Origin of the sequence: Nonomuraea sp. NPDC048901, assembly GCF_040649695.1 — a bacterium.
Taxonomy (GTDB): Bacteria; Actinomycetota; Actinomycetes; order Streptosporangiales; family Streptosporangiaceae; genus Nonomuraea.
Window position 1 is genome coordinate 380,631 of the sequence record NZ_JBEZFW010000005.1, and the last position, 21,940, is coordinate 402,570.

Consider the following 21,940-nt stretch of genomic DNA (forward strand, 5'->3'; position numbering starts at 1 on the left):
CAACAGGGGCGGGGACCGAGCGCCAGTCAGGCGCCCGGCTGTGACAGAAAATTGCCCCACGATTACCATCCGTCGCAACCAAGCGAGTCGAAGAAATCCAACAACAGTTCTAACCGCCTCGCATGGCGAACGCCGGCAACAGTTCGTACCCTAATCGACCGGTGATCGCCGCGACCTGCCTTCACGGTGAGGACGCCCGTTCTGTACGACTCCAGGACTGTCGGTGGCGGCTACTAAAGTCGGAGCGCACGCCACGATGCAGAGGGGAGGCGCCGCTCCATGTCGGCCAGCGACTCGTTCGTGCATCTGCATGTCCATACCGAATACTCGATGCTCGACGGGGCCGCGCGCCTGGAGCAGTTGGTCGGCCGGGCCGGCGACCTGGGGATGCCGGCGATCGCGATCACCGATCACGGCAACCTGCACGGCGCCTACGACTTCTACCGGCGGGCCACCGCGGCGGGCGTCAAGCCGGTGATCGGGACCGAGGCATACCTGGCGCCGGAGTCGCGCCACACCAAGCAGCCGGTGCTGTGGGGCGAGCCGCACCAGCGGCGCGACGACGTCTCCGCCGGTGGCCACTACACCCACCTGACGATCTGGGCGCGCGACAAGGTCGGCCTGCACAACCTGATGCGGCTGTCCTCGCGCGCCTACACCGAGGGTTTCGTCCGCAAATGGCCAAGGATGGACGCCGAGATCCTCGCCGAGCACGCCGATGGGCTGATGGCCACCACCGGCTGCCCGTCGGGCGAGGTCCAGACCAGGCTGCGGCTCGGCCAGTACGACGAGGCGCGCGCCGCCGCCGCGAAATATCAGGAGATCTTCGGCAGGGACAACTTCTTCCTGGAGATCATGGACCACGGCCTCGACATCGAGCGCCGGGTCCGCGATGGGCTGAGCGCGATCGGTCGCGACCTCGGCCTGCCGCCGCTGGTCACCAACGACTCGCACTACACCTACGCCTCCGACGCCGCCTCCCACGACGCCCTGCTGTGCGTCCAGACCGGCAGGCAGCTGTCCGATCCCGACCGGCTGCGCTTCGACGGCAGCGGCTATTACCTCAAGAGCGCCGCCGAGATGCGCGCGGTCGACTCCTCCGACCTGTGGGCCGAGGGCTGCCGCAACACGCTGCTGGTGGCCGAGAGGGTCGATCCGACCGGGTTCTTCGCGTTCAAGAATCTGATGCCGGTCTACCCGGTCCCCGAGGGGATGACCGAGCGGGAGTTCTTCCGTAAGACGGTCTGGGAGGGCATGGACCGGCGCTGGCCGGAAGGCTTCGACGACGAGCATCGCCGTCGGGCCGCGTACGAGATGGGCGTCATCGAGCAGATGGGCTTCCCGAGCTACTTCCTCGTGGTCGCCGACTTCATCATGTGGGCCAAGGAGAACGGCATCCGGGTCGGTCCGGGGCGAGGGTCGGCGGCGGGCTCGCTGGTGGCCTACGCGATGGGCATCACCGACCTCGACCCGCTGCCGCACGGCCTGATCTTCGAGCGATTCCTCAACCCCGACCGGGTCTCCATGCCCGACGTCGACATCGACTTCGACGAGCGGAGGCGGGCCGAGGTGATCCGTTACGTGACGGAGAAGTGGGGCGCCGACAAGGTCGCCATGATCGTCACGTTCGGCACCATCAAGGCCAAGGCCGCCATCAAGGACGCCGGCCGCGTGCTCGGCTTCCCCTACGCGCTCGGCGACCGGGTGTCCAAGGCGTTCCCGCCCGCGGTGATGGGCAAGGACATCCCGCTGGCGGGCATCTTCGACGAGGGTCACCCCCGCTTCGCCGAGGCGGGCGAGCTGCGCCGGCTCTACGCCGAAGAGGCCGACGTCAAGGCGGCGATGGACCTCGGCAGGGGCCTGGAGGGCCTGATCAGGCAGACCGGCGTGCACGCAGCGGGCGTGATCATGTCGGCCGAGGTGATCACCGACTACCTCCCGGTCATGCGCCGCGAGTCCGACGGCGCGATCATCACGCAGTTCGACTACCCGGCCTGCGAGGCGCTCGGCCTGCTGAAGATGGACTTCCTGGGCTTGCGCAACCTCACGATCATGGACGACTGCCTCAAGATGATCGAGGCGACGTCCGGTGAGCGGATCGACCCGCTGACGCTGCCGCTCGACGACCGCAAGACCTACGACCTGCTCGGCCGGGGCGACACGCTGGGCGTGTTCCAGCTCGACGGCGGCGGCATGCGCTCGCTGCTGCGGCTGATGAAGCCCGACAGTTTCGACGACTGCTCCGCGCTCATCGCGCTCTACCGGCCCGGCCCGATGGGCGCCAACTCGCACACCAACTACGCGCTGCGCAAGACCGGCCAGCAGGAGATCGCGCCGATCCACGCCGAGTTCGAGGAGTCGCTGGCCGACATCCTCGACACGACCTACGGCCTGATCATCTATCAGGAGCAGGTCATGGCCATCGCGCAGCGGGTCGCCGGGTTCTCGCTCGGCAAGGCCGACCTGCTGCGGCGGGCGATGAGCAAGAAGAAGAAGTCCGAGCTGGCCGAGCAGTTCGCCTCCTTCGAGAGCGGCATGCGGGCCAACGGCTACTCCACTGCGGCGATCACGACGCTGTGGGACATCCTGCTGCCCTTCTCCGACTACGCCTTCAACAAGGCCCACTCCGCCGCTTACGGCCTCATCGCCTATTGGACCGCCTACCTCAAGGCCAACCACCCGGCCGCCTACATGGCCGCGCTGCTGTCGAGCGTCAAGGACGACAAGGACAAGTCAGCCCTCTACCTCCACGAGTGCCGCCGGATGGGCATCAAGGTGCTCCCGCCCGACGTCAACGACTCCGACTTCGACTTCACCCCGCGCGGCGCCGACATCCGCTTCGGCCTGTCGGCGATCCGCAACGTGGGCGGCAACGTCGTCGACGGCATCATCGCCGCGCGCAGGCAGAAAGGCCGCTTCACCGACTTCACGGACTTCCTGCGCAAGGTCCCGACGCCCGTCTGCAACAAGCGCGTGATCGAGTCGCTGATCAAGGCCGGGGCCTTCGACTCGCTCGGCCATGAGCGCAAGGGGCTGGTCCTGGTGCATGAGCAGGCCGTCGAGGCGATCGTCGACATCAAGAAGCACGAGGCCATCGGCCAGGACTCCCTGTTCGGCGCCGTCGAGGACCAGACGTTCGAGGTGCGGATCCCGGTGGGGGAGTGGGACAAGCGCACGCTGCTGCAGTTCGAGCGGGAGATGCTCGGCCTGTACGTCTCCGACCACCCGCTGTTCGGCCTGGAGCACATCCTCGCCTCGGGTGCCGACTGCTCCATTGCCGCGCTCCAGGACGACAGCCGCGCCGACGGACAGATCGTCACGGTCGGCGGCATCCTGAGCGGCCTGCAGCGCAAGCGCACCAAGAAGGGCGACACCTGGGTGCTCACCCAGCTCGAGGATCTCGAAGGCGCGATCGAGGTGCTGATCTTCCCGTCGGCCTACCAGCTGAGCTCGACGATCCTGGCCGAGGACGCGCTCGTCTTCGTCAAGGGGCGTCTCGACAAGCGGGAGGACGTGGCCAAGATCATCGCGATGGAGGTCACCGTGCCCGACTTATCGCGGGAGCCGCGCGGGCCGCTGCTGGTGAGCCTGCCGCTGACCCGCTGCACGCCGTCGGTGGTGGGGCGACTGAAGGAGATCCTGGCCGCGCATCCCGGCACGTCGGAGGTGCATCTGCGGGTGTACGACGGGTCCAGGGCGACGGTCATGCGGGTCGGCGACGGGTTCCGGGTGGCGCCGTCGGCGGCACTGATGGGCGACCTCAAACAGCTCCTCGGTCCCGCCTGCCTGGGCGCGTGAGCGACGACCGGAACGGTGACCGCCTGGGCGCGGGATCGACGACCGGATCGTGACCGCCGGGGGGTGTGAGCGACAATCGGATCGTGACCGCACCGCACTACCTGACCGCGACCGAGATGGCCCACCTGGTCAGGACCCGCCAGGTGAGCGCCGTCGAGCTGCTCCAGGCCCACCTCGACCGCATCGAGCAGGTCAACCCCCAGGTCAACGCCATCGTGACGCTGGTCGCCGAGCAGGCGCTCGACGCGGCCAAGGCCGCCGACGCCGGTGAGGCGACCGGGCCGTTGCACGGGGTGCCGGTGGCGCACAAGGACCTCGTCGACACCAAGGGCATCCGCACCACCTACGGGTCGCCGATCTACGCCGATCATGTCCCCGACAAGGACGACGTGATCGTGGAGCGGCTCAGGTCGGCCGGGGCGATCCTCGTGGGCAAGACCAACACACCGGAGTTCGGCACCGGCTCCCACACGGTCAACGAGGTGTTCGGGGCCACCCGCAACCCCTACGACCTGTCCAGGTCCGCCGGGGGCAGCAGCGGCGGGGCGGCGGCGGCGCTGGCGTCCGGGATGGTGCCGCTCGCCGACGGTTCCGACATGGGCGGGTCGCTGCGCAATCCGGCCTCGTTCTGCAACGTGGTGGGGCTACGGCCGACGCCGGGCCGGGTGCCCGCCCTGTCGGACCAGGCCGCCTGGTACACGCTCTCCGTTCAGGGGCCGATGGCCAGGACGGTCGACGACCTGACCCTGATGATGTCGGTTATTTCGGGATTCGATGCTCGTTCTCCGTACTCGATCACCGAGGGCTTCACCCCCGACGAGCGCGACGTCGCCGGGCTGCGCGTGGCCTGGAGCCCCGATCTGGGCGGGCTGCCGGTGGACCCCGAGACGGCGGCGGTCACCGCGACGGCGCCCGATGTGTTCGAGCGACTGGGCGCGCGCGTCGAGCAGGTCGAGCTGGACCTGTCGGACGCCGACGACGCCTTTCGCATCTACCGGGCGTGGTACTACACGCTCGCCTTCGGTGAGCTCGACGGGCTGGGCGCCAACACCGCCTGGAATGTCGAGCAGGGCCGCAAGCTCACCGGCGCCGACCTGGCCAGGGCCGAACGCCTGCGCAGCGGCCTCTACCACCGCATGGCGGCCTTCTTCGACACCTATGACGTGCTGATCGCCCCGGTCAGCCAGGTGCCGCCGTTCCCCGTCGAGCACCCCTACGTGAGCGAGATCAACGGGGTCAAGCTGCCCGACTACCTGGCGTGGATGCGCTCCGCGTACTGGATCAGCGTCCTGCACGCGCCCGCCGCGTCGGTCCCGGCCGGATTCACGCCGTCAGGGCTGCCGGTCGGCGTGCAGATCATCGGCCGGCCGTTCGCCGACGCCACGGTGCTGCGCGTGGCCTGCGCCTTCGAGCGGGCCACCGAGCACGGCCTGCGCCGCCCGCCCCTCTGACCAGCCCTTTCGACGGCCGGCCCTTCCGACGGCCGGCTCGTCCGAGGACCTGTCCGTCCGCCGACCTGGCCCCTCTGACCAGCGGCCCCTTGAGGGGCGCCGTCAGCCGATCCCGTACGGCTTGCGCAGCGGCGACTCGCGATACCCGTGCATGCCCTCCAGCAGCCCGAAGAAGCCCACCGCGACCAGCGGCCAGGACACGATCACGCCCGTGGCGGTCAGTGCCAGCGACCCGGGGACGACCTTCACCCCGGGCTCGGCCGCGGCCTCCACGGCCACCACGCCGAACGTGAACGTCGAACCCACCCAGAGCGTGAGGAACGCTGCCAGCACCCCGCCGACGCCGAGCCCCAGCAGCACGGCGAGCTGGTGCCGCCGGCCGAGGAACCACGCGAGCGCTCCGCAGGCCAGCCCGAGCCCGCCGGTGATCACCGCGTACCATCCGTCGGCGGCGATCAGCGCCTGCGTGGTGGGGTCCGCCAACACCGGCCCCTGCGCCGTGACCTGGTACGGCGCGCGGGGGGACAGGTGGGACCACAGCAGCCCGGCCAGCACTGCCAGAGCGGCGAGGATGAGGACAGTAACCGCAAATGCGCGAACATGCCTCGCCACGCCGCTCCCCCTCACATTTACGTCTTAATCAGCTCGATCGTATCTCCCGGCTAGGCTCGCTTCGTGATTGAAGACAAGGTCTGGCTGATCGAACCTTCCGGTCCCCTCAGGGGTGACGTCGAAGTACGCGGCTCCAAGAACGCGGTGTCCAAGCACATGGTCGCCGCCATGCTGGGCACCGGGGAGAGCACCATCCACAACGTCCCCGAGGTCGGCGAGGTCGGCATCACGGCGGCGATGCTCGACGCGCTGGGCATCAACGTGGAGATCACTCGGACGGAGATCCGCATCGGTCAGGGTCCGGAGATCAGGCCGCGGGTGCCCGACGCGTTCACCGGGCTCAACCGCATCCCGATCCTCATGCTGGGCCCGCTGCTGCACCTGGCGGGGGAGGCGTTCGTGCCACTGGTCGGCGGCGACCCCATCGGCCGGCGGCCGGTGAACTTCCACGTCGAGGCGCTGCGCGCGATGGGCGCCGAGGTCGAGGTGGGCGACACCGGGATCTTCGCCAAGGCCAAGCGGCTGAACGGAACCCGGCTGGAGCTGCCGTATCCGAGTGTCGGTGCGACCGAGACGATCCTCATGTCCGCGGTGCTGGCCGAGGGCAAGACCGTGGTGAAGAACGCGGCGATGGAGCCCGAGGTCGTGGAGCTGGCGCTGTTCCTGCAGCGGATGGGTGCCAGGATCGAGCTCTCGCCCGATCGCAGAATCGTCATCGAGGGCGTGGAGCGGCTGCACGGCGCCTCCATCTGGCTCGCGGGCGACCGCATCGAGGCGTTCTCCTATCTCGCGGCGGGCCTGATCACCGGCGGCGAGGTGCGGGTGCACGGCTGCCCGCAGGACCGGCTGGTCACCGCGATCACCACGCTGGCCAGGATGGGCGCCCAGTTCGACATCAACGACGAATACCTGTGCGCCACCGCGCCGCCCGAGGGGCTGCGCGCGGCGGCCGTGCAGACCGACACGCATCCCGGGTTCATGACCGACTGGCAGACGCCGCTCATGGTGCTGTTCACGCAGAGCCAGGGCATGTCGGTGCTGCATGAGACCGTCTTCGAGAACCGCCTGGTGTACGTTCCGGCGCTGCAGAAGATGGGCTGCGAAATCGAGGTGTTCGACCAGTGCCTGGGCGGCCCGGCCTGCCGCTACCACGACACGAACGCCAGGCACTCGGCCGTCGTACGGGGCGTGTCACAGCTCAAGGGCGCGGACGTGACGCTGCCCGACATCCGGGCCGGGTTCTCGGCCGTGCTGGCCGCCGCGGTGGCGGACGGGACCTCGACGCTGCGCGGCGTCAACCACATCGAGCGCGGCTATCACCAGCCGTTCGAGCAGTTCGCGTCACTTGGTCTGAATATCCGCAGACAACAGTAAAGACGCGCGAGGCCGGTGTTTGCCGATGGCTTCCCGGCCGCAGATCAACTGAGTGACTGTGCTCAGATCCGTCGGCGTGCTCGCCGTGGCCGGGGCGATCGGCGGGGTCCTGGCGGCGGCGCTGGCAGCCCCGGTCGTGACCGGGGCGGGCCTGTCCGCCAAGAACGTCGCCATGACGTTCGTCGACCTGCCGCCCGCCCCTCGTGAGGAGCCGCTGTCCCAGGTGACCCGCCTCCTCGACCGGAACGGCAAGCAGTTCGCCCAGTTCTACGAGGCCAACCGGACGACGGTCCGGCTCGATCAGGTGGCGCAGGTGATGCGCAAGGCGATCGTGGCCATCGAGGACGCCCGGTTCTACGAACACGGCGGTCTGGACGTCAAGGGCACGATCCGGGCACTGCTCACCAACACGCAGGCGGGCGGGATCAAGCAGGGCGGCTCGTCCCTCACCCAGCAACTGGTGAAGAACATCCTGGTGGAAGGCGCCCGAACTGACGCCGAGCGCGACCGGGCCCGCGCGCCCAACCTGGCCAGGAAGATCACCGAGCTGCGGTACGCGCTGGCGATGGAGGAGAAGTACCGCAAGGACGAGATTCTTGAGAAATATCTGAACATCGCGTACTTCGGCGCGGGCGCTCATGGCGTCGAGGCGGCGGCCAGGCGGTTCTTCTCGACCACGGCCGCCCGCCTCACCCTGACCCAGGCGGCCACGCTCGCCGGGGCCGTGCGCGTGCCGTACTCGACCGACCCCTCGCTGGGTGACCGGCACCTGGACCGGCTGCGGCAGCGGCGCGACATCGTGCTGGACCGGATGGCCGGGGTGGGCGCGATCTCGCAGCAGGAGGCGGCCGCGGCCAAGCGGACCGGCCTCGGTCTCAAGCTCCATCCGGAGCCCGGCGGCTGTGCCCAGAGCAGCTACCCGTTCTATTGCTATTACGTTCAGCGGGAGCTCCTGACCAATCCCGCCTTCGGCAACACCGCCGCCAAACGGCAGGCCAGGATGAGCACGGGCGGGCTGGTGATCCGTACGAGTCTCGACCCGGTGGCCCAGCGGGCCGCCGAGCACGCCATCCGGCAGCGGGTGCACCCCGACGACACCCAGGTGGCCGCCGAGGCCATGGTCGAGCCGGGCACCGGGCGGATCATGGCGATGGCGGCGAGCAAGCGTTTCGGCCGCAACCCGGGCAACAAGAAGAACGGCGCCAGGACCACCTTCAACCTGCCGGCCGACATGACGCACGGCGGCGGGATGGGGTTCCAGGCCGGTTCCACGTTCAAGGTGTTCACGCTGGCCACGGCGCTGAAGCAGGGCTGGCGGTTCGGGGACGGGTTTCAGACCCCCGGCGAGCTGACGCCCGATCAGGGCTATCGCGACTGCCGGGGCCGGCGCGTCAACGACCCGAAGACGACCATCTACAACGCCTCCGGCGAGGGCGCCGGCGGCCCGCACAGCCTGGAGACCGGCACCTGGAAGTCGGTCAACATCTTCTACATGATGCTGGAGCGCAAGGTCGGCCTCTGCAACGTGGTCACGACCGCCAAGGCGCTGGGCATCTCCCGCGCCGACGGGACGCCGCTGCGCGAGGTGCCCACGTTCACGCTCGGGGCCAACGAGATGGACCCGGTGACGGTGGCGGCGGCGTTCGCGACGTTCGCGGCCAGGGGGAGGTACTGTCGGCCGCTGGCGATCGTGGAGATCACCGGCCGGGCCGGCGAACGCACCCAGGTGCCGCCCGCCTGCGAGGAGGCCCTCGACCGGCCGGTGGCCGACGCGGTCAACTGGGTGCTGAGCGGTGTCTTCACCGAGGGCACCATGCGCGGCCAGAGCATCGGCCGTCCCGCGGCGGGCAAGACGGGCACGAACAACGGCTACACCTCGGCGTGGTTCGCCGGTTACACCCCGGACCTGGCGGCGGCGGTCAGCGTCGGGGACATCAGGGGCGCTTACCGCTACCCCCTGCAGAACGTCCAGATCGGCGATGAGTACTACGGCTCCGTGCAGGGCGCCTCGCTACCGGGCCCGATCTGGGTCGACTCGATGCAGGAGGCGCTGAGCGACACCGCCCCGTCGGGCTTTCCCCGTCCCGACATGTCCCGCTTCGGCGGCGGTTTCACCCCGGGCTTGAAGGAGGCGCTGGAGGCGGAGGCGAAGGCCCGTCACGAGCACGAGCGGTTCGCCCGCGACAGGCGCCGGAAGATCACCCACCGCGGACGCTTCACGTTCATGGAGCGATGGAACCGCCGGGACTTCCGGGAGCCACGGCATCGCCGTGACGCCCTGGAAAGGCGTCCCGGTGCCGCCCTGGAACCCCGGCGTCCCGAGGGCGCCCGAGACCCCCGGCGTCCCGAGGACGTCATGGAACCTCGGCGTCCCGACGACGTCATGGGACCGCGGCGTCCCCGTGATCTCTTGGAGCCGCGTCATCGCCGCGACAGGATCAACCGGCACTTCCGATAGCGGCGGTGACGGCCCCCGTCAGCGAGATCAGGTTGGCGGGGGCGGTCTCGATCTGCAGCCCCCGCTTGCCGGCGGAGAAGTAGATCGTCCCGAACTCCAGCGCCGACGCGTCGACCACGGTCGGCAGCCTCTTGCGCTGGCCGAGCGGGCTGATGCCGCCGACCACGTAGCCCGTGACGCGTTCGACCTTCGCCGCGTCGGCCATGGCCGCCTTCTTGCCGCCGAGCGCCGCCGCCAGCGCCTTGAGGTCGAGCTTGCCCGAGACCGGCACGACCGCCACCGCGAGCGCGCCCTCCACCTCGGCCACCAGCGTCTTGAAGATCCGCTCGTGCGGCACGCCGAGCGCGTCGGCGGCCTCCTCGCCATAGGCCTGCGCGTTGGTGTCGTGCTCGTAGGGATGAAGGGTGAACTCGGCCTTGGCCTTCGTCAGCGCCACCGTGGCCGGAGTGCCCCCTTGGGCTTTCGCTCTGCTCACAGGACGCCAGTGTAGCGAATCTACATTGTAAAGGCGCGGCCCGGGGTGTACCCGAGAGCTTCCCGGAAGGCGACGATGAAAGCGCTGGCGGTGGCCCAGCCGCACCGGTGCGCGACCGTGGTGACCGCGATCCCGTCGGCCAGCAGCAGCAACGCGTGGTGCAGGCGCAGCTGCGTACGCCATTGCGGGAACGTCATCCCCAGCTCGCTCCTGCAGAGCCGGGCCAGCGTCCGGTCGCTGGTGCCGGCCAGCCGCCCGAACTGCGCGAGCGTGCGGTGGTCGGCCGGGTCGTCGTGCAGGAGCGCGCAGACGGCGGCCAGCCGGGGATCGCGGGCCGTGGGCAGGTGGAACGGCTGCTCGGGGGAGCGGCGGAGCTGGTCCAGCAGGACGGCCCGCAGCCGCTGCCGCTCAGCGCCGCCGTCGCTGGGGTCGGCGGTATAGGCGATTCGGCCGTCGCCGGGGTCCGCGGTGTAGGCGATGATCAGCTCGCGCAGCAGCGGGCCGACGGCGAGCACGGCGGGCCGGTCGAGGCGCAGCGGGTTGTCGGTGATGGGCAGGCCGACGAGCCGCAGGTCGGTGTCGCCGTGCGCGCGGTGCTCGTGGACGGTACCGGCCGGCACCCAGATCGCCCGGTTGGCCGGAGCCACCCAGGTGCCCGCGCTCGTCGTCACCGACAGGACGCCCCGGCAGGCGTAGGTGATCTGGTGGGTGTCGTGGCGGTGCGCGTCGATCCCGGTGCCGGGCGCGAGCGGCCGGATCCCGGTGGGTGCCTCCGGAAGATGGCGGATTTCCATCATGGGTTGGCATTTTATCGGAAGCGGGCCAGGTCATCCCGGGGCGACGATCAGAGGGTGAAGGCGAACAAGGTCGTGATGCTGGCCGTCGGCCATGCCGGTGTGGACGTGTACCAGGGGGCGGTGCCGGCGTTGGTGCCCTTCCTGGTGGCGCAGCGCGGCTACGGGTACGTCGCCGCGTCGGGCATCGTGCTCGCCGCGACGCTGCTGTCCTCGATCGTCCAGCCGGTCTTCGGCGCGCTCACCGACCGCCGGCGGATGCCGTGGCTGATCCCGGTCAGCATGCTCACGGCCGGGCTCGGGGTGGCGCTCAGCGGTGTCACCGACGTGTACGCCCTCACCTGGCTGGCGGTGGCGCTGTCGGGTCTCGGCGTGGCGGCCTACCATCCGGAGTCGGCCCGCCTGGCCAGGATCGCCAGCGAGGGCAGTCACGTGCGGATGAGCTGGTTCTCGCTGGGCGGCACGCTCGGCTTCGCCACCGCGCCGATCGTCGTCACGCCGCTGCTGTCGCTGTGGGGGCTCGGCGCCTCGCCGTTGCTGGTCATCCCCGCCGTGGTGGGCGCGCTGCTCACGCTCACCGTGATCCGCTCGCTCTCCCGTCACGGTGAGGCGGCTCGGGCGAGCGCCCGTTCCGCCGGGCGGGACGACTGGCCGTCGTTCGTCCGGCTCACCCTGGTGATCGTCTTCCGGTCGATCGCGTACGTGGGGTTGAGCGCGTTCGTCGCCCTGTACATGGGTGGGGGCGCGGCGGGGGCGGTGGCGTTGTTCGTGCTGTTCGCCGGGGGTGCGGTGGGGACGCTGCTCGGCGGCCGGCTGGCGGGGCGCTGGGGCCGGGTGCGCACCATGTGCCTGGCGTACGCGGCCGCCGTGCCCGCCATCGCCGGGGTGGTGCTGGCGCCGGGTCCTTTCGCGTACGTGTTCATCGCGGCCTCGTCGATCACCCTGTACGCGCCGTTCTCGCTGCATGTGACGCTGGGCCAGGACTTCCTGCCCAATCGTCTGGGCACGGCCAGCGGCGTCACGCTCGGCCTGGCGGTGAGCGCCGGTGGCCTGACCAGCCCGCTCGTCGGGGCGGTGGCGGAGGCGACCTCCCTCCGGGTCGCGCTCGCCGGCCTGATCGTCTTTCCGGCCCTGGCCTGGCTGCTGGCCCGTACGCTCAAGGACCCCGCTCCCGCCGTACGGGAGCCGCTGCCCGCTGCCGGCGCGTAGCGATCGGCTCAGCCGGCGGCCCAGTCGCCGGTGTCCAGGCGTATCTCGTCCGGCTCGCGGTCGGGGCGCAGGCCGCGCCACGAGGGGTGGCGCAGGCGGCCGTCGCCGGTCAGCTCGGCGTACCGGACCTCGCCCACCAGGCGCGGTTCGACCCAGTGCGCGTCGCGGGCGGGCTCGCGGGGGACCGGTGCGGCGAACGGTGACTCGGGCCGCTCCAATGGGGTGAGGCGCTCGTACAGGTCGTCCAGCATCGCCTGGGTGAAGCCGGTGCCCACGTGGCCGACGAACCGCAGCCGCCCGTCCCGGTCGTGCGCGCCGAGCAGCAGGGAGCCGATCGTGCCCGCGCGCCGGCCCGCGCCGGCCTTCCAGCCGCCGATGATCACCTCGACGGCCGTGAGGTTTTTGACCTTCGTCCACTCGGAACTGCGCCGGCCCGGCCGGTAGGGCGACGACAGGCGCTTGCACACCACGCCCTCCAGGCCGAGCCGGCGAGAGGACTCGAGCGCGCCGTCCGCGTGGTCGTGGAACCACACCGGCACCTGCCAGCGGAAGCCGGGCGTCAGGACGTGCTCCAGGAGCTCACGGCGTTCGGTGTAGGGCCGGCCGATGGTGCTGCCGGAGCCGAGGTGCAGCAGGTCGAAGGCCATGAACGTCACCGGTACCGCCCTGGCCAGCTCGGCGACCTTGGCCGGGTGGCGCTGGTGCATGCGGGGTTGCAGCGCGCCGAAGCTGGGCCGTCCCGCGTCGTCGAAGGCCACGATCTCCCCGTCGACGACCGCCGGCCGCCCGCCGGTGGCGCCCGCCATCAGCTGCAGCTCGGGGTAGGCCGCGGTGACGTCCTTGCCGTTGCGCGACAGCAGGCGGACGCCGCCGTCCTCCAGGTAGACGAGGGCGCGTACGCCGTCCCATTTCATCTCGACGGCCCACTTGTCCCCGCGTACCGACGGCAGGGAGCCGAGCTGAGCCAGCATCGGCGCATAGACGGGCAGCCGCGCCATGACCCCTGGCATACCCCTGCGGCAAGATCGGCACCTGGGGGCGGGGGTCTGCAGATGGTCAAGCCGGGAGACGGCTGTCCGGGCCTTATGCCGCTGGCGTACTAGATTCGTAATATCAGGACAAATGCACCTAAAGCCGAGCATGGTGTGGCGCTCGGGAACTCCCAGAGTGGGGCATTCGGGACGACCCGCCCCCGTCCCGGATGCTGGACAGAACCGGATTCAGGGAGGGGACTCCGTAAACTGGGTGGGTGATTTCCCGTATTGACATGCGCGGTTCCCTCCCGGCGAACCTGCGCGACGTGCTGCCCCGCGCCGAGCTCGACGTCGAGGCCGCCCTGGAAAAGGTGCGGCCCATCTGCGACGAGGTCCGCCATCGCGGGGCGGCAGCCGTACGGGAGCTGACCGCCAAATTCGACGGTGTCGAGATCCAGCAGGCCCGAGTTCCCCAGGAGACGATCCAGGCGGCGCTGCGGGAGCTGCGGCCCGAGGTCGTGGCCGCGCTGGAGGAGGCGATCCGGCGCACCAGGCTGGTCCACCGCGACCAGCGCCGCGCCGACGTCACGACCCGCGTCGTGCCGGGCGGCACCGTGACCGAGCGGTGGGTGCCGGTCGACCGCGTGGGCCTCTACGTCCCCGGCGGGCGCGCCGTCTACCCGTCGAGCGTGGTCATGAACGTGGTCCCGGCCCAGGAGGCGGGCGTGGAGTCGCTCGCCGTGACGAGCCCGGCCCAGCGCGACCACGGCGGGCTGCCGCACCCCACGATCCTGGCGGCCTGCGCGCTGCTGGGCGTGGACGAGGTCTACGCCGTGGGCGGCGCCCAGGCGGTGGCGATGTTCGCCTACGGCACCGAGGAGTGCCCGGCCGCGAGCATGGTGACCGGGCCCGGCAACATCTGGGTGGCCGCCGCCAAGCGCCTGCTCAAGGGCCGCATCGGCATCGACTCCGAGGCGGGACCGACGGAGATCGCGATCCTGGCCGACGAGACGGCCGACCCGGTGCACGTGGCGTCCGACCTGATCAGCCAGGCCGAGCACGACGTGATCGCCGCGGCCGTGCTGGTCACCGACAGCGTCCGGCTGGCCGAGGCCGTGGAGAAGGAGCTGCCGGGCCAGGTCGGCGTCACCAAGCACGCCCAGCGCATCACCGAGGCGCTCGGCGGCCGGCAGTCCGGCATCGTGCTGGTCGACAGCATCGACGACGGCCTCAAGGTCGTCGACGCCTACGCCGCCGAGCACCTGGAGATCCAGACCGCCGACGCGGCGGCCGTCGCGGCGCGGGTCCGCAACGCGGGCGCGATCTTCGTGGGCCCCTACGCCCCGGTGTCGCTCGGCGACTACCTGGCCGGCTCCAACCACGTGCTGCCCACGGGCGGCTGCGCCTGCCACTCCAGCGGCCTGTCGGTGCAGTCGTTCCTGCGCGGCATCCACCTCGTCGACTACACGCGCGAGGCGCTGGCCGAGGCGGCCGGGCACGTGACGGTGCTGGCCGACGCCGAGGACCTCCCGGCGCACGGCGCCGCCATCCGCGCCCGCTTCGACTGGCAGGTCCCATCGCGAAACGAGGCTCAGTGAATCCCCGCGTGAATCTTGACGTGACGCTCGACGACCTGCCGATCCGCGACGACCTGCGGGGCCGCACGCCCTACGGCGCTCCGCAGATCGACGTGCCCGTCAGGCTCAACACCAACGAAAACCCCTACCCGCCCTCCCCGGCCCTGGTCGCCGACCTGGCGGAGGAGGTGCGCGCCAGCGCGGCCGAGCTCAACCGCTACCCCGACAGGGACGCCGAGGCGCTCCGCACCGACCTGGCCGGCTACCTGGGTCACGGGCTGACCAAGGACCAGGTCTGGGCGGCCAACGGCTCCAACGAGATCCTCCAGCAGATCCTGCAGGCGTTCGGCTCCTACGGGCGCACCGCGCTGGGCTTCGAGCCGTCCTACTCGATGCACCCGATCATCACCACCGGCACCAGCACGGAGTGGATCTCCGGGGCCCGTGAGGCCGACTTCTCGCTCGATCCGGACAAGGCGGTCGCCGCGGTCGAGGAGCACCGGCCCGACATCGTGTTCCTGACCTCGCCCAATAACCCGACCGGCACCGCGCTGCCGATGGAGACGATCAGCCGGGTGCTCGACGCGGCCAAGGGCATGGTCGTGGTCGACGAGGCCTACGCGGAGTTCGCCCGGGAAGGCACGCCCTCGGCGCTCACCCTGCTGCCCGCGCACCCGAGGCTGATCGTGACGCGGACCATGTCCAAGGCGTTCGCCATGGCGGGCACCCGTCTGGGCTATCTGGCCGCCCACCCTGCCGTGATCAACGCGCTGCTGCTGGTGCGGCTGCCCTACCACCTGTCGACGCTCACGCAGACGGCGGCCCGCGTGGCGCTGCGGCACCGCGCCGAGTTGCTCGCCACGGTCGACGCGCTCAGGCAGGAGCGCGACGACATCGTGGCCTGGCTGCGCGGTAAGGGGTTGACCGTCGCCGATTCCGACGCCAACTTCGTGCTGTTCGGGCGTTTCGCCGATCGGCGGAAGGTGTGGGAGGCCCTGCTGGCGAGCGGTGTGCTCATCCGCGAGGTGGGGCCGCCAGAATGGCTGCGGGTGTCGATCGGCACCGATGAGGAGATGGCGGCGTTCCGCGCCGCCCTGGAGGGAGTCCTGCTGTGAGCGAGCCAACCAACGGAAACGGCGCTTCTGCGGCTCACAGCCCCGACGAAGGTGGGCCGGTGGGCCGGGTCGGTCGCGTCGAGCGCGCGACGAAGGAGACCTCGGTCCTGGTCGAGGTGGGTCTCGACGGCACGGGCCGGGTCGACGTCTCGACCGGGGTCGGCTTCTTCGACCACATGCTGGCGCAGCTCGGCAAGCACGGGCTGTTCGACCTGACCGTCAAGACCGAGGGCGACCTGCACATCGACTCGCACCACACGATCGAGGACACGGCGCTCGCGCTGGGCTCCGCGTTCCGCGAGGCACTGGGCGACAAGTCGGGCATCAGGCGGTTCGGTAATGCGTCGTGCCCGCTGGACGAGTCGCTCGCCGAGGTGACCGTCGACCTGTCGGGCCGGCCCTACCTGGTGCACACCGAGCCCGAGGGCATGGCGCCGATGATCGGGCCCGAGTACGACACGACGATGACGCGCCACGTCCTGGAGTCGTTCGTCGCCCAGGCGGCGATCTGCCTGCACGTACGCGTGCCCTATGGCCGCAACGCGCATCACATCGTCGAGGCCCAGTTCAAGGCGCTGGCCAGGGCGCTGCGCGAGGCGTCGGAGTTCGACCCGCGCGCTACGGGCGTGCCGAGCACCAAGGGCGTGCTGTGACCGACAACACGATCGCCATCGTCATGGTGTTCATCGGGCTGTTCCTCATCGGCGGCGTGTTCTCGCTGTTCAGGCAGGGACTCAAGCTCGGCGCCGCCGCCTGCGCGGTCGGCGCCGCGCTGGCGATCACCGCGGGGGTGATGTGGTGGTGAAGAACATCGTCGTGCTCGACTACGGGTCGGGCAACCTGCGTTCGGCCGAGCGGGCCCTGGCCCGGGTGGGCGCCAACGTGACCGTCACCTCCGACTTCACCGCCGCGCTCGAGTGCGACGGCCTGGTCGTGCCGGGCGTCGGCGCGTTCGAGGCGTGCATGACCGGCCTCAAGAGTGTGTACGGCGAGCGGATCATCGGCCGGCGCCTGGCCGGTGGCCGCCCGGTGCTCGGCATCTGCGTCGGCATGCAGATCCTGTTCGCCAGGGGCGTGGAGCACGGGGTCGAGACCGAGGGCTGCGGCGAGTGGCCGGGCACGGTCGAGCGGCTCGACGCTCCCGTCCTGCCGCACATGGGCTGGAACACCGTCAAGGCGCCCGCGGGCAGTGTGCTGTTCGACGGGATCGACGAGGCGACGCGCTTCTACTTCGTGCACTCCTACGGCGTGCGCGAGTGGGAGCTGCACCCGGGTGACGGCTTCGCCGAGCCGCTGGTCACCTGGGCGGAGCACGGCGTGCCGTTCGTGGCGGCCGTGGAGAACGGCCCGCTGATGGCCACCCAGTTCCACCCGGAGAAGTCCGGCGACGCCGGAGCCGCGCTGCTGTCCAACTGGCTCGGCACCCTTGAGTAAGGAGCGGGCGCGCCGCCGGGCCGAGCGTGAGGCGGAGCGGGCGCGCGCGATCCGGCTCAACGAGGCACGGCAGGCGCGGTCCGCGCGCCGCCGCGCCTTACTCGGCCGGCTGGTCCCGCGCCCGGTCCGGATCGCCCGCCAGGGCGGCCTGCTCGCCCGCCGCCGCCGAGGCCAGAACGCCGTGGTGGCCCTGCTGTTCGTGCTGGTCCAGGTGGTGGCGTGGCTGGTGTGGGGCGCGCCGCTCCTGAGCCTGGCCGTGTTGGTGTTTTCCCTGCTGCTGGCACCTGTTGTCATGACTCTCGCTTTCGACCGGAGGACCTGATGTCGCTCGTATTGCTCCCTGCCGTGGACGTCGCGGACGGTCAGGCCGTACGCCTCGTCCAGGGTGCGGCCGGGACCGAGACCGGCTACGGCGAGCCGCTCGCCGCGGCGCTGGCCTGGCAGGAGGCGGGCGCGGAGTGGATCCACCTGGTCGACCTCGATGCCGCCTTCGGCCGGGGTTCCAACCGGGAGCTGCTCACCGACCTGATCGGCCGGCTGGACGTGAACGTGGAGCTGTCGGGCGGCATTCGCGACGACGCCTCGCTGGCCGCGGCGCTGGCCACCGGCTGCCGCCGGGTCAACATCGGCACGGCCGCGCTGGAGAACCCCGAATGGTGCCGCCGGGTCATCGCCGAGCACGGTGACAAGATCGCCGTCGGGCTGGACGTACGCGGCACGACGCTGGCCGCCCGCGGCTGGACCGAGGAGGCCGGGGACCTGTGGGAGGTGCTCGAACGCCTGGAGGCGGACGGCTGCCCCCGCTACGTGGTCACCGACGTCACCAAGGACGGCACCCTGCGGGGACCCAACCTGGACCTGCTTCGCGCGGTCTGCGAGCGCACCGACAAGCCGGTGGTGGCCAGCGGCGGCGTCTCCTCTCTTGACGACCTGGTCGCGCTGGCTTCGCTGGTGCCCGACGGCGTGGAGGGTGCCATCGTGGGCAAGGCCCTTTACGCTCAAGCTTTCACGCTGGAGAGCGCGCTGATCGCGGTACGCGCTTAGTTCCTCGGGAGGGGGCGTGATGGGCAGCATGAGTATGGAAAGCACCGGACCAAGGGTGTTCTCCGGAGGCATCTGGGAAGAGAGATACGGCTACGCGAGGGCGGTGGTCGTCGGTGACCGGGTGATCGTGTCCGGGTGCACCGCCACCGTCGACGGCGAGGTACGTCACCACGGTGACGCCTACCTGCAGAGCAGAACGGCCATGGACATCGCCCTCGAAGCGGTCGCGATGGGCGGCCTGAGCAGGGAGGACGTCGTCATGGTCCGCTACTATGTGGTCGAGCACGGCCACTTCGACCAGGTCGGGCGGGCGATCGGCGAGGTGTTCGGGCGGGTGCGTCCCGCCTGCACCGGCGTCCGCGTCGCCGGGCTGGTCGATCCCCACATGCTGGTCGAGATCGAGATAGAGGCGCTTCGGGCATGACGGTAGCCGTACGGGTGATCCCGTGCCTGGACGTGGACGCGGGGCGCGTGGTCAAGGGCGTCAACTTCGCCAACCTGCGCGACGCGGGCGACCCGGTCGAACTGGCCAGGCGCTACGACGCCGAGGGGGCCGACGAGCTGACCTTCCTCGACATCACCGCCTCGTCGGGCGAGCGCGACACCATGCTCGACGTGGTGCGCAGGACCGCCGAGCAGGTGTTCATCCCGCTGACCGTGGGCGGTGGCATCCGCTCGGTCGACGACGTCAACACGCTGCTGCGCGCGGGAGCCGACAAGGTGTCCTTCAACACCGCCGCCATCGCCCGGCCCGAGCTGCTCACCGAGGCGTCGCGGCGCTTCGGCGCGCAGTGTGTGGTGCTGTCGGTCGACGCGCGGCGGGCGCCGGGCACCGAGAGCGGCTTCGAGGTGACCACGCACGGCGGGCGCCGCGGCACCGGCATCGACGCGGTCGAGTGGGCCGCGCGCGGTGAAGAGCTCGGCGTCGGCGAGATCCTGCTCAACTCGATGGACGGCGACGGCACGCTCGACGGTTACGACCTCGAGCTGCTGCACGCGGTCAGGGCCGCGGTCCGGGTGCCGGTGATCGCCAGCGGCGGCGCCGGGCGGCTGGAGGACTTCCCTCCGGCGGTCGCGGCCGGCGCCGACGCGGTGCTGGCGGCGAGCGTGTTCCACTTCGGGACGTTGAAGATCTCCGAGGTCAAGGACACGCTCCGGATGGCCGGCCACCCGGTCCGCTAGAACCTGCGGACGGTCGGCTAGAACACCCGCATGTGGTGGAACAGCTCATAGGAGGCGTCCTTGGCCGCGAACGCGGCGGCCTCGGACCGCTTCACGGCCAGATACGCGCTACGCCGTAGCGGGCCGAGCGCCTCCATGAGCACCTCGTCCGCCTCCAGGGCGTCGAGCGCCTCCTCCAGTGAGGCGGGCAGGCGCGGGTAGCGGCCGGGCCGCGTGTCGGGGTCGACGTCGACCGCCTCGCCGGGGTCCAGCTTGCGCCGGATCCCGTCGAGCCCGGCGTGGATGACCGCGCCGAGCGACAGGTACGGGTTGGCCGAGGAGTCGGACGGCTTGAGCTCCAGGTTCGGCTCGCCGCTCTCGCCGAGCGGCGAGCAGACCCGGATCGCGGCCTCCCGGTTGTCGGGGCCGTAGACGGCGTAGGCGCTGGCCCACGTGCGCGGCGCCAGCCGCCGGAAGCCGTTGACGCTGCCGCAGGTCAGCGCGGTCAGGGCGGGCAGGTGGGCGATCAGGCCGCCGATGAAGCCCGCCCGCAGCTCGCCGTCGTCGGCGAAGACGTTCTGGGTGTCGTTCCACAGGGACAGGTGCAGGTGGGCCCCGTTGCCCGCCTGGTCGGCCAGCGGCTTGGGGGCCAGTGACGCCCACATCGACATGCGCATCGCGACCCCGCGCACGGTCTCGCGGTAGAGGACGTGGTTGTCGGCGGCCCGCAGGGCGGGCGCGTGGCGTACGGACAGCTCCTGCTGGCCCGGCCCGAGCTCGGGGTGGTAGTGCTCGACGTGCAGGCCCTGCGTCTCCAGGGCGCGGATCAGCTTGATCGTGTAGTCGTGAGCGGTGTCGAAGCCGGTGGCGGCGTAGCACAGCGTGTCGTCGAGAGGCACCAGCCGGTCGAAGCCGCCCGTAGGGTCGGGCAACCGCCGGCCGAGCGTGAACTCCGGCTCGAAGGCGGCCAGCAGGGTGTAGCCCTCGTCCGCCAGCGCGCCGACCGCGTCCTTGAGGAAGGTGCGTGCGCAGGCCGCCCAGGGTGAGCCGTCCGGCTCGCGGAGATCTGAGAGCATCGCCGCGGCGCCGGGGGCGTGGGGGAGCGAGACGAAGGTAGAGGGATCGGGGACGATGCGCACCTCGCCCACCGGACCCAGGTGCTCGACCTCCTGCAACTGGTCGAGCATGTTCATCGCCATCATCGCCACCGTGTGCCCGATCCCGGTGTTGAGCCGCTCGGCGAGTCGCGACCGGGATGCCGCCTTCCCACGGATGACGCCTCCGTGGTCGGCGTACAGGAAGCGGACCAGCTCGATCCCCTCGATCTCGGCGCGTTCGAGGACGCGCCGGGCGTGGGGATCAGGCTGATTGAGTTTGGTGACGCTCGGACGATCTCTCATTCTGCCTGCGTAACACGATCTGGCATCGTGGGGAAGCGTCTAGCGCAGACAGAACCACACCTCAGGTCAGCACATTGGTAAAGAAGACAGCCAACTGGTTGGCGCCATGAACGATCCCGTCGAACACGCCGTTAACCGCGGATGCGGCCTGGGCCGGCCGGGTGAACAGGTAGAAAATCACGAACGCCACTAGAACGTACGTGACCACCTTCTTGACCTGCATGGGGGCCTCCTGCAGTCCATTCCCAGCCGTATATACCCGGATCTGGGCGATCCTTGGCATCTTCTGTGAAGACGTTCCTTGATCCTAACCGGGGGGCTTGTTTCTCACGCCATGGTAAGGCCAAGAGGTATCGCCGAGGCCCCTACGGAACCCCGGAAGTTGGTGCGCCATCACATGCCCAGCTTGGCGTTCTTGAGCCGGGCGACGGCGTCGGCATCGCCCGCCAGTTCGACCCTGGCGTGCTCCTGACGCCCGAAGCAGAACAGCAGCAGCTCGCCCGCCCGGCCCGTCACCTCCACCTTCGGGCCCTGCTGCGCGCCGCCCAGCGTCACGCCGCCGCCCAGGCGGTGCAGCACCACGCCCACGGGTGATCGGCGCAGCATCAGCCGTCCGCCGCCGGCCACCCGCTTCCACATGATCTGTTCCAGATCGGCGGGCAGCTCGCGCGGCTCCCACTCCGGCTGCGCGCGGCGCACGTCCTCGTGGTGGACGAAGAACTCCAGGGTGTTGACGGCGTTGTCGAGGAAGGGGAGCACGCCGTACACGCCGCCCGGCTTGCGGACCAGGTCGACCAGCTCGGGGTAGGAGTGCTTGGCCTTCAGCCCCTCCTGCACCGAGGCCGTGTAGCCGGCCAGCGGTTTGAGGGCGATGCCGCCCATGGCGTCGGGCCGGCGCTCGCGCAGGACCAGGTGGGCGGCCATGTCATAGGTGTTCCAGCCCGTGCAGAGCGTCGGCGCGTCCGGGCCGAGCCGGTCGAGCAGGTCGCACAGCGCGGCGCGTTCGCTACGAGCGTGAGTCACCCGGCCAACCCTACCCGCGGGAATAACGTGTTGATCGCCAG

The 21,940-nt window shown here is 70.6% G+C and carries 21 protein-coding genes; 14 read left to right on the forward strand and 7 right to left on the reverse strand.

The features are described from left to right. Window positions 1-279: 279 nt before the first annotated feature. Together dnaE and AB0C30_RS19395 are read left to right on the forward strand one after the other, a co-directional pair. Complete coding sequence (gene dnaE / locus AB0C30_RS19390) at window positions 280-3,798, forward strand: DNA polymerase III subunit alpha (protein WP_357945449.1); 3,519 nt, start codon at window positions 280-282, stop codon at window positions 3,796-3,798. A gap of 83 nt (window positions 3,799-3,881) precedes the next feature. After that, window positions 3,882-5,249: an amidase gene (locus tag AB0C30_RS19395; RefSeq protein ID WP_357945452.1), complete on the forward strand. Its 1,368-nt coding sequence runs from the start codon at window positions 3,882-3,884 to the stop codon at window positions 5,247-5,249. 102 nt (window positions 5,250-5,351) lie between these two features. On the opposite strand, the gene AB0C30_RS19400 is transcribed toward AB0C30_RS19395, so the two are convergent. Next, a complete protein-coding gene (locus AB0C30_RS19400; protein WP_357945454.1) occupies window positions 5,352-5,861 on the reverse strand; it encodes a hypothetical protein in 510 nt (169 codons plus the stop codon). A gap of 63 nt (window positions 5,862-5,924) precedes the next feature. Between AB0C30_RS19400 and murA the strand changes: the two genes are divergently transcribed. Then, window positions 5,925-7,235: a UDP-N-acetylglucosamine 1-carboxyvinyltransferase gene (gene murA / locus AB0C30_RS19405; protein ID WP_357945456.1), complete on the forward strand. Its 1,311-nt coding sequence runs from the start codon at window positions 5,925-5,927 to the stop codon at window positions 7,233-7,235. A 58-nt stretch (window positions 7,236-7,293) separates the two neighbouring features. Continuing rightward, a complete protein-coding gene (locus AB0C30_RS19410; protein ID WP_357945459.1) occupies window positions 7,294-9,693 on the forward strand; it encodes a transglycosylase domain-containing protein in 2,400 nt (799 codons plus the stop codon). On the opposite strand, the gene ybaK is transcribed toward AB0C30_RS19410, so the two are convergent. Beyond that, window positions 9,674-10,168 (reverse strand): Cys-tRNA(Pro) deacylase, encoded by a 495-nt coding sequence (gene ybaK / locus AB0C30_RS19415; RefSeq protein ID WP_357945461.1) that lies wholly within the window; start codon window positions 10,166-10,168, stop codon window positions 9,674-9,676. The genes AB0C30_RS19410 and ybaK overlap by 20 nt on opposite strands. Window positions 10,169-10,188: 20 nt before the next feature. Next, entirely contained in the window at window positions 10,189-10,965 is a 777-nt protein-coding gene (locus tag AB0C30_RS19420) for a helix-turn-helix transcriptional regulator (protein WP_357945463.1), read from the reverse strand. A 54-nt stretch (window positions 10,966-11,019) separates the two neighbouring features. Between AB0C30_RS19420 and AB0C30_RS19425 the strand changes: the two genes are divergently transcribed. Continuing rightward, window positions 11,020-12,171 carry an MFS transporter gene (locus AB0C30_RS19425; protein WP_357945465.1) on the forward strand — a complete coding sequence of 384 codons (1,152 nt, stop codon included), beginning with the start codon at window positions 11,020-11,022 and terminating at the stop codon, window positions 12,169-12,171. An 8-nt stretch (window positions 12,172-12,179) separates the two neighbouring features. Here the strand turns inward: AB0C30_RS19425 and ligD are convergent, their stop codons facing one another. Continuing rightward, window positions 12,180-13,169, reverse strand: a complete 990-nt coding sequence (ligD, locus tag AB0C30_RS19430) for a non-homologous end-joining DNA ligase (protein ID WP_357945467.1) — start codon at window positions 13,167-13,169, stop codon at window positions 12,180-12,182. Window positions 13,170-13,420: 251 nt separating this feature from the next. On the opposite strand from ligD, the gene hisD reads away from it, so the two are divergent. From hisD to hisF, 9 genes are read left to right on the forward strand one after another with little or no spacing between them, the layout of a single operon-like run. Continuing rightward, window positions 13,421-14,743, forward strand: a complete 1,323-nt coding sequence (gene hisD, locus AB0C30_RS19435) for a histidinol dehydrogenase (protein WP_357945470.1) — start codon at window positions 13,421-13,423, stop codon at window positions 14,741-14,743. 8 nt (window positions 14,744-14,751) lie between these two features. Then, window positions 14,752-15,837: a histidinol-phosphate transaminase gene (locus AB0C30_RS19440; RefSeq protein ID WP_357945472.1), complete on the forward strand. Its 1,086-nt coding sequence runs from the start codon at window positions 14,752-14,754 to the stop codon at window positions 15,835-15,837. 59 nt (window positions 15,838-15,896) lie between these two features. Then, the gene (gene hisB, locus AB0C30_RS19445; RefSeq protein ID WP_357945474.1) at window positions 15,897-16,490 is read left to right on the forward strand and encodes an imidazoleglycerol-phosphate dehydratase HisB; all 594 of its coding nucleotides are present in this window, start codon (window positions 15,897-15,899) and stop codon (window positions 16,488-16,490) included. Then, entirely contained in the window at window positions 16,487-16,642 is a 156-nt protein-coding gene (locus AB0C30_RS19450) for a hypothetical protein (RefSeq protein ID WP_357945477.1), read from the forward strand. Before hisB ends, AB0C30_RS19450 begins: the two co-directional genes overlap by 4 nt. Further along, window positions 16,636-17,271 carry an imidazole glycerol phosphate synthase subunit HisH gene (gene hisH / locus AB0C30_RS19455; RefSeq protein ID WP_357945479.1) on the forward strand — a complete coding sequence of 212 codons (636 nt, stop codon included), beginning with the start codon at window positions 16,636-16,638 and terminating at the stop codon, window positions 17,269-17,271. Before AB0C30_RS19450 ends, hisH begins: the two co-directional genes overlap by 7 nt. After that, entirely contained in the window at window positions 17,264-17,593 is a 330-nt protein-coding gene (locus tag AB0C30_RS19460; RefSeq protein ID WP_357945481.1) for a hypothetical protein, read from the forward strand. The genes hisH and AB0C30_RS19460 overlap by 8 nt, the downstream gene beginning before the upstream one ends. After that, window positions 17,593-18,315, forward strand: coding sequence for a bifunctional 1-(5-phosphoribosyl)-5-((5-phosphoribosylamino)methylideneamino)imidazole-4-carboxamide isomerase/phosphoribosylanthranilate isomerase PriA (priA, locus tag AB0C30_RS19465; RefSeq protein ID WP_357945483.1), 723 nt, complete (start codon window positions 17,593-17,595; stop codon window positions 18,313-18,315). Before AB0C30_RS19460 ends, priA begins: the two co-directional genes overlap by 1 nt. A 28-nt stretch (window positions 18,316-18,343) precedes the next feature. Further along, window positions 18,344-18,739, forward strand: coding sequence for a Rid family hydrolase (locus AB0C30_RS19470; protein ID WP_357639495.1), 396 nt, complete (start codon window positions 18,344-18,346; stop codon window positions 18,737-18,739). Next, on the forward strand, window positions 18,736-19,497 hold the full coding sequence (gene hisF / locus AB0C30_RS19475; RefSeq protein WP_357945485.1) for an imidazole glycerol phosphate synthase subunit HisF: 762 nt from the start codon (window positions 18,736-18,738) through the stop codon (window positions 19,495-19,497). Before AB0C30_RS19470 ends, hisF begins: the two co-directional genes overlap by 4 nt. A gap of 17 nt (window positions 19,498-19,514) precedes the next feature. Here the strand turns inward: hisF and AB0C30_RS19480 are convergent, their stop codons facing one another. From AB0C30_RS19480 to AB0C30_RS19490, 3 genes are all read right to left on the reverse strand, one after another. Further along, window positions 19,515-20,876 (reverse strand): glutamine synthetase family protein, encoded by a 1,362-nt coding sequence (locus tag AB0C30_RS19480; protein WP_357945488.1) that lies wholly within the window; start codon window positions 20,874-20,876, stop codon window positions 19,515-19,517. 61 nt (window positions 20,877-20,937) lie between these two features. After that, window positions 20,938-21,099 (reverse strand): hypothetical protein, encoded by a 162-nt coding sequence (locus AB0C30_RS19485; protein ID WP_214637633.1) that lies wholly within the window; start codon window positions 21,097-21,099, stop codon window positions 20,938-20,940. Between the two features lie 170 nt (window positions 21,100-21,269). Further along, the gene (locus AB0C30_RS19490) at window positions 21,270-21,899 is read right to left on the reverse strand and encodes a TIGR03085 family metal-binding protein (protein WP_357945491.1); all 630 of its coding nucleotides are present in this window, start codon (window positions 21,897-21,899) and stop codon (window positions 21,270-21,272) included. Between the last annotated feature and the right edge of the window lie 41 nt (window positions 21,900-21,940).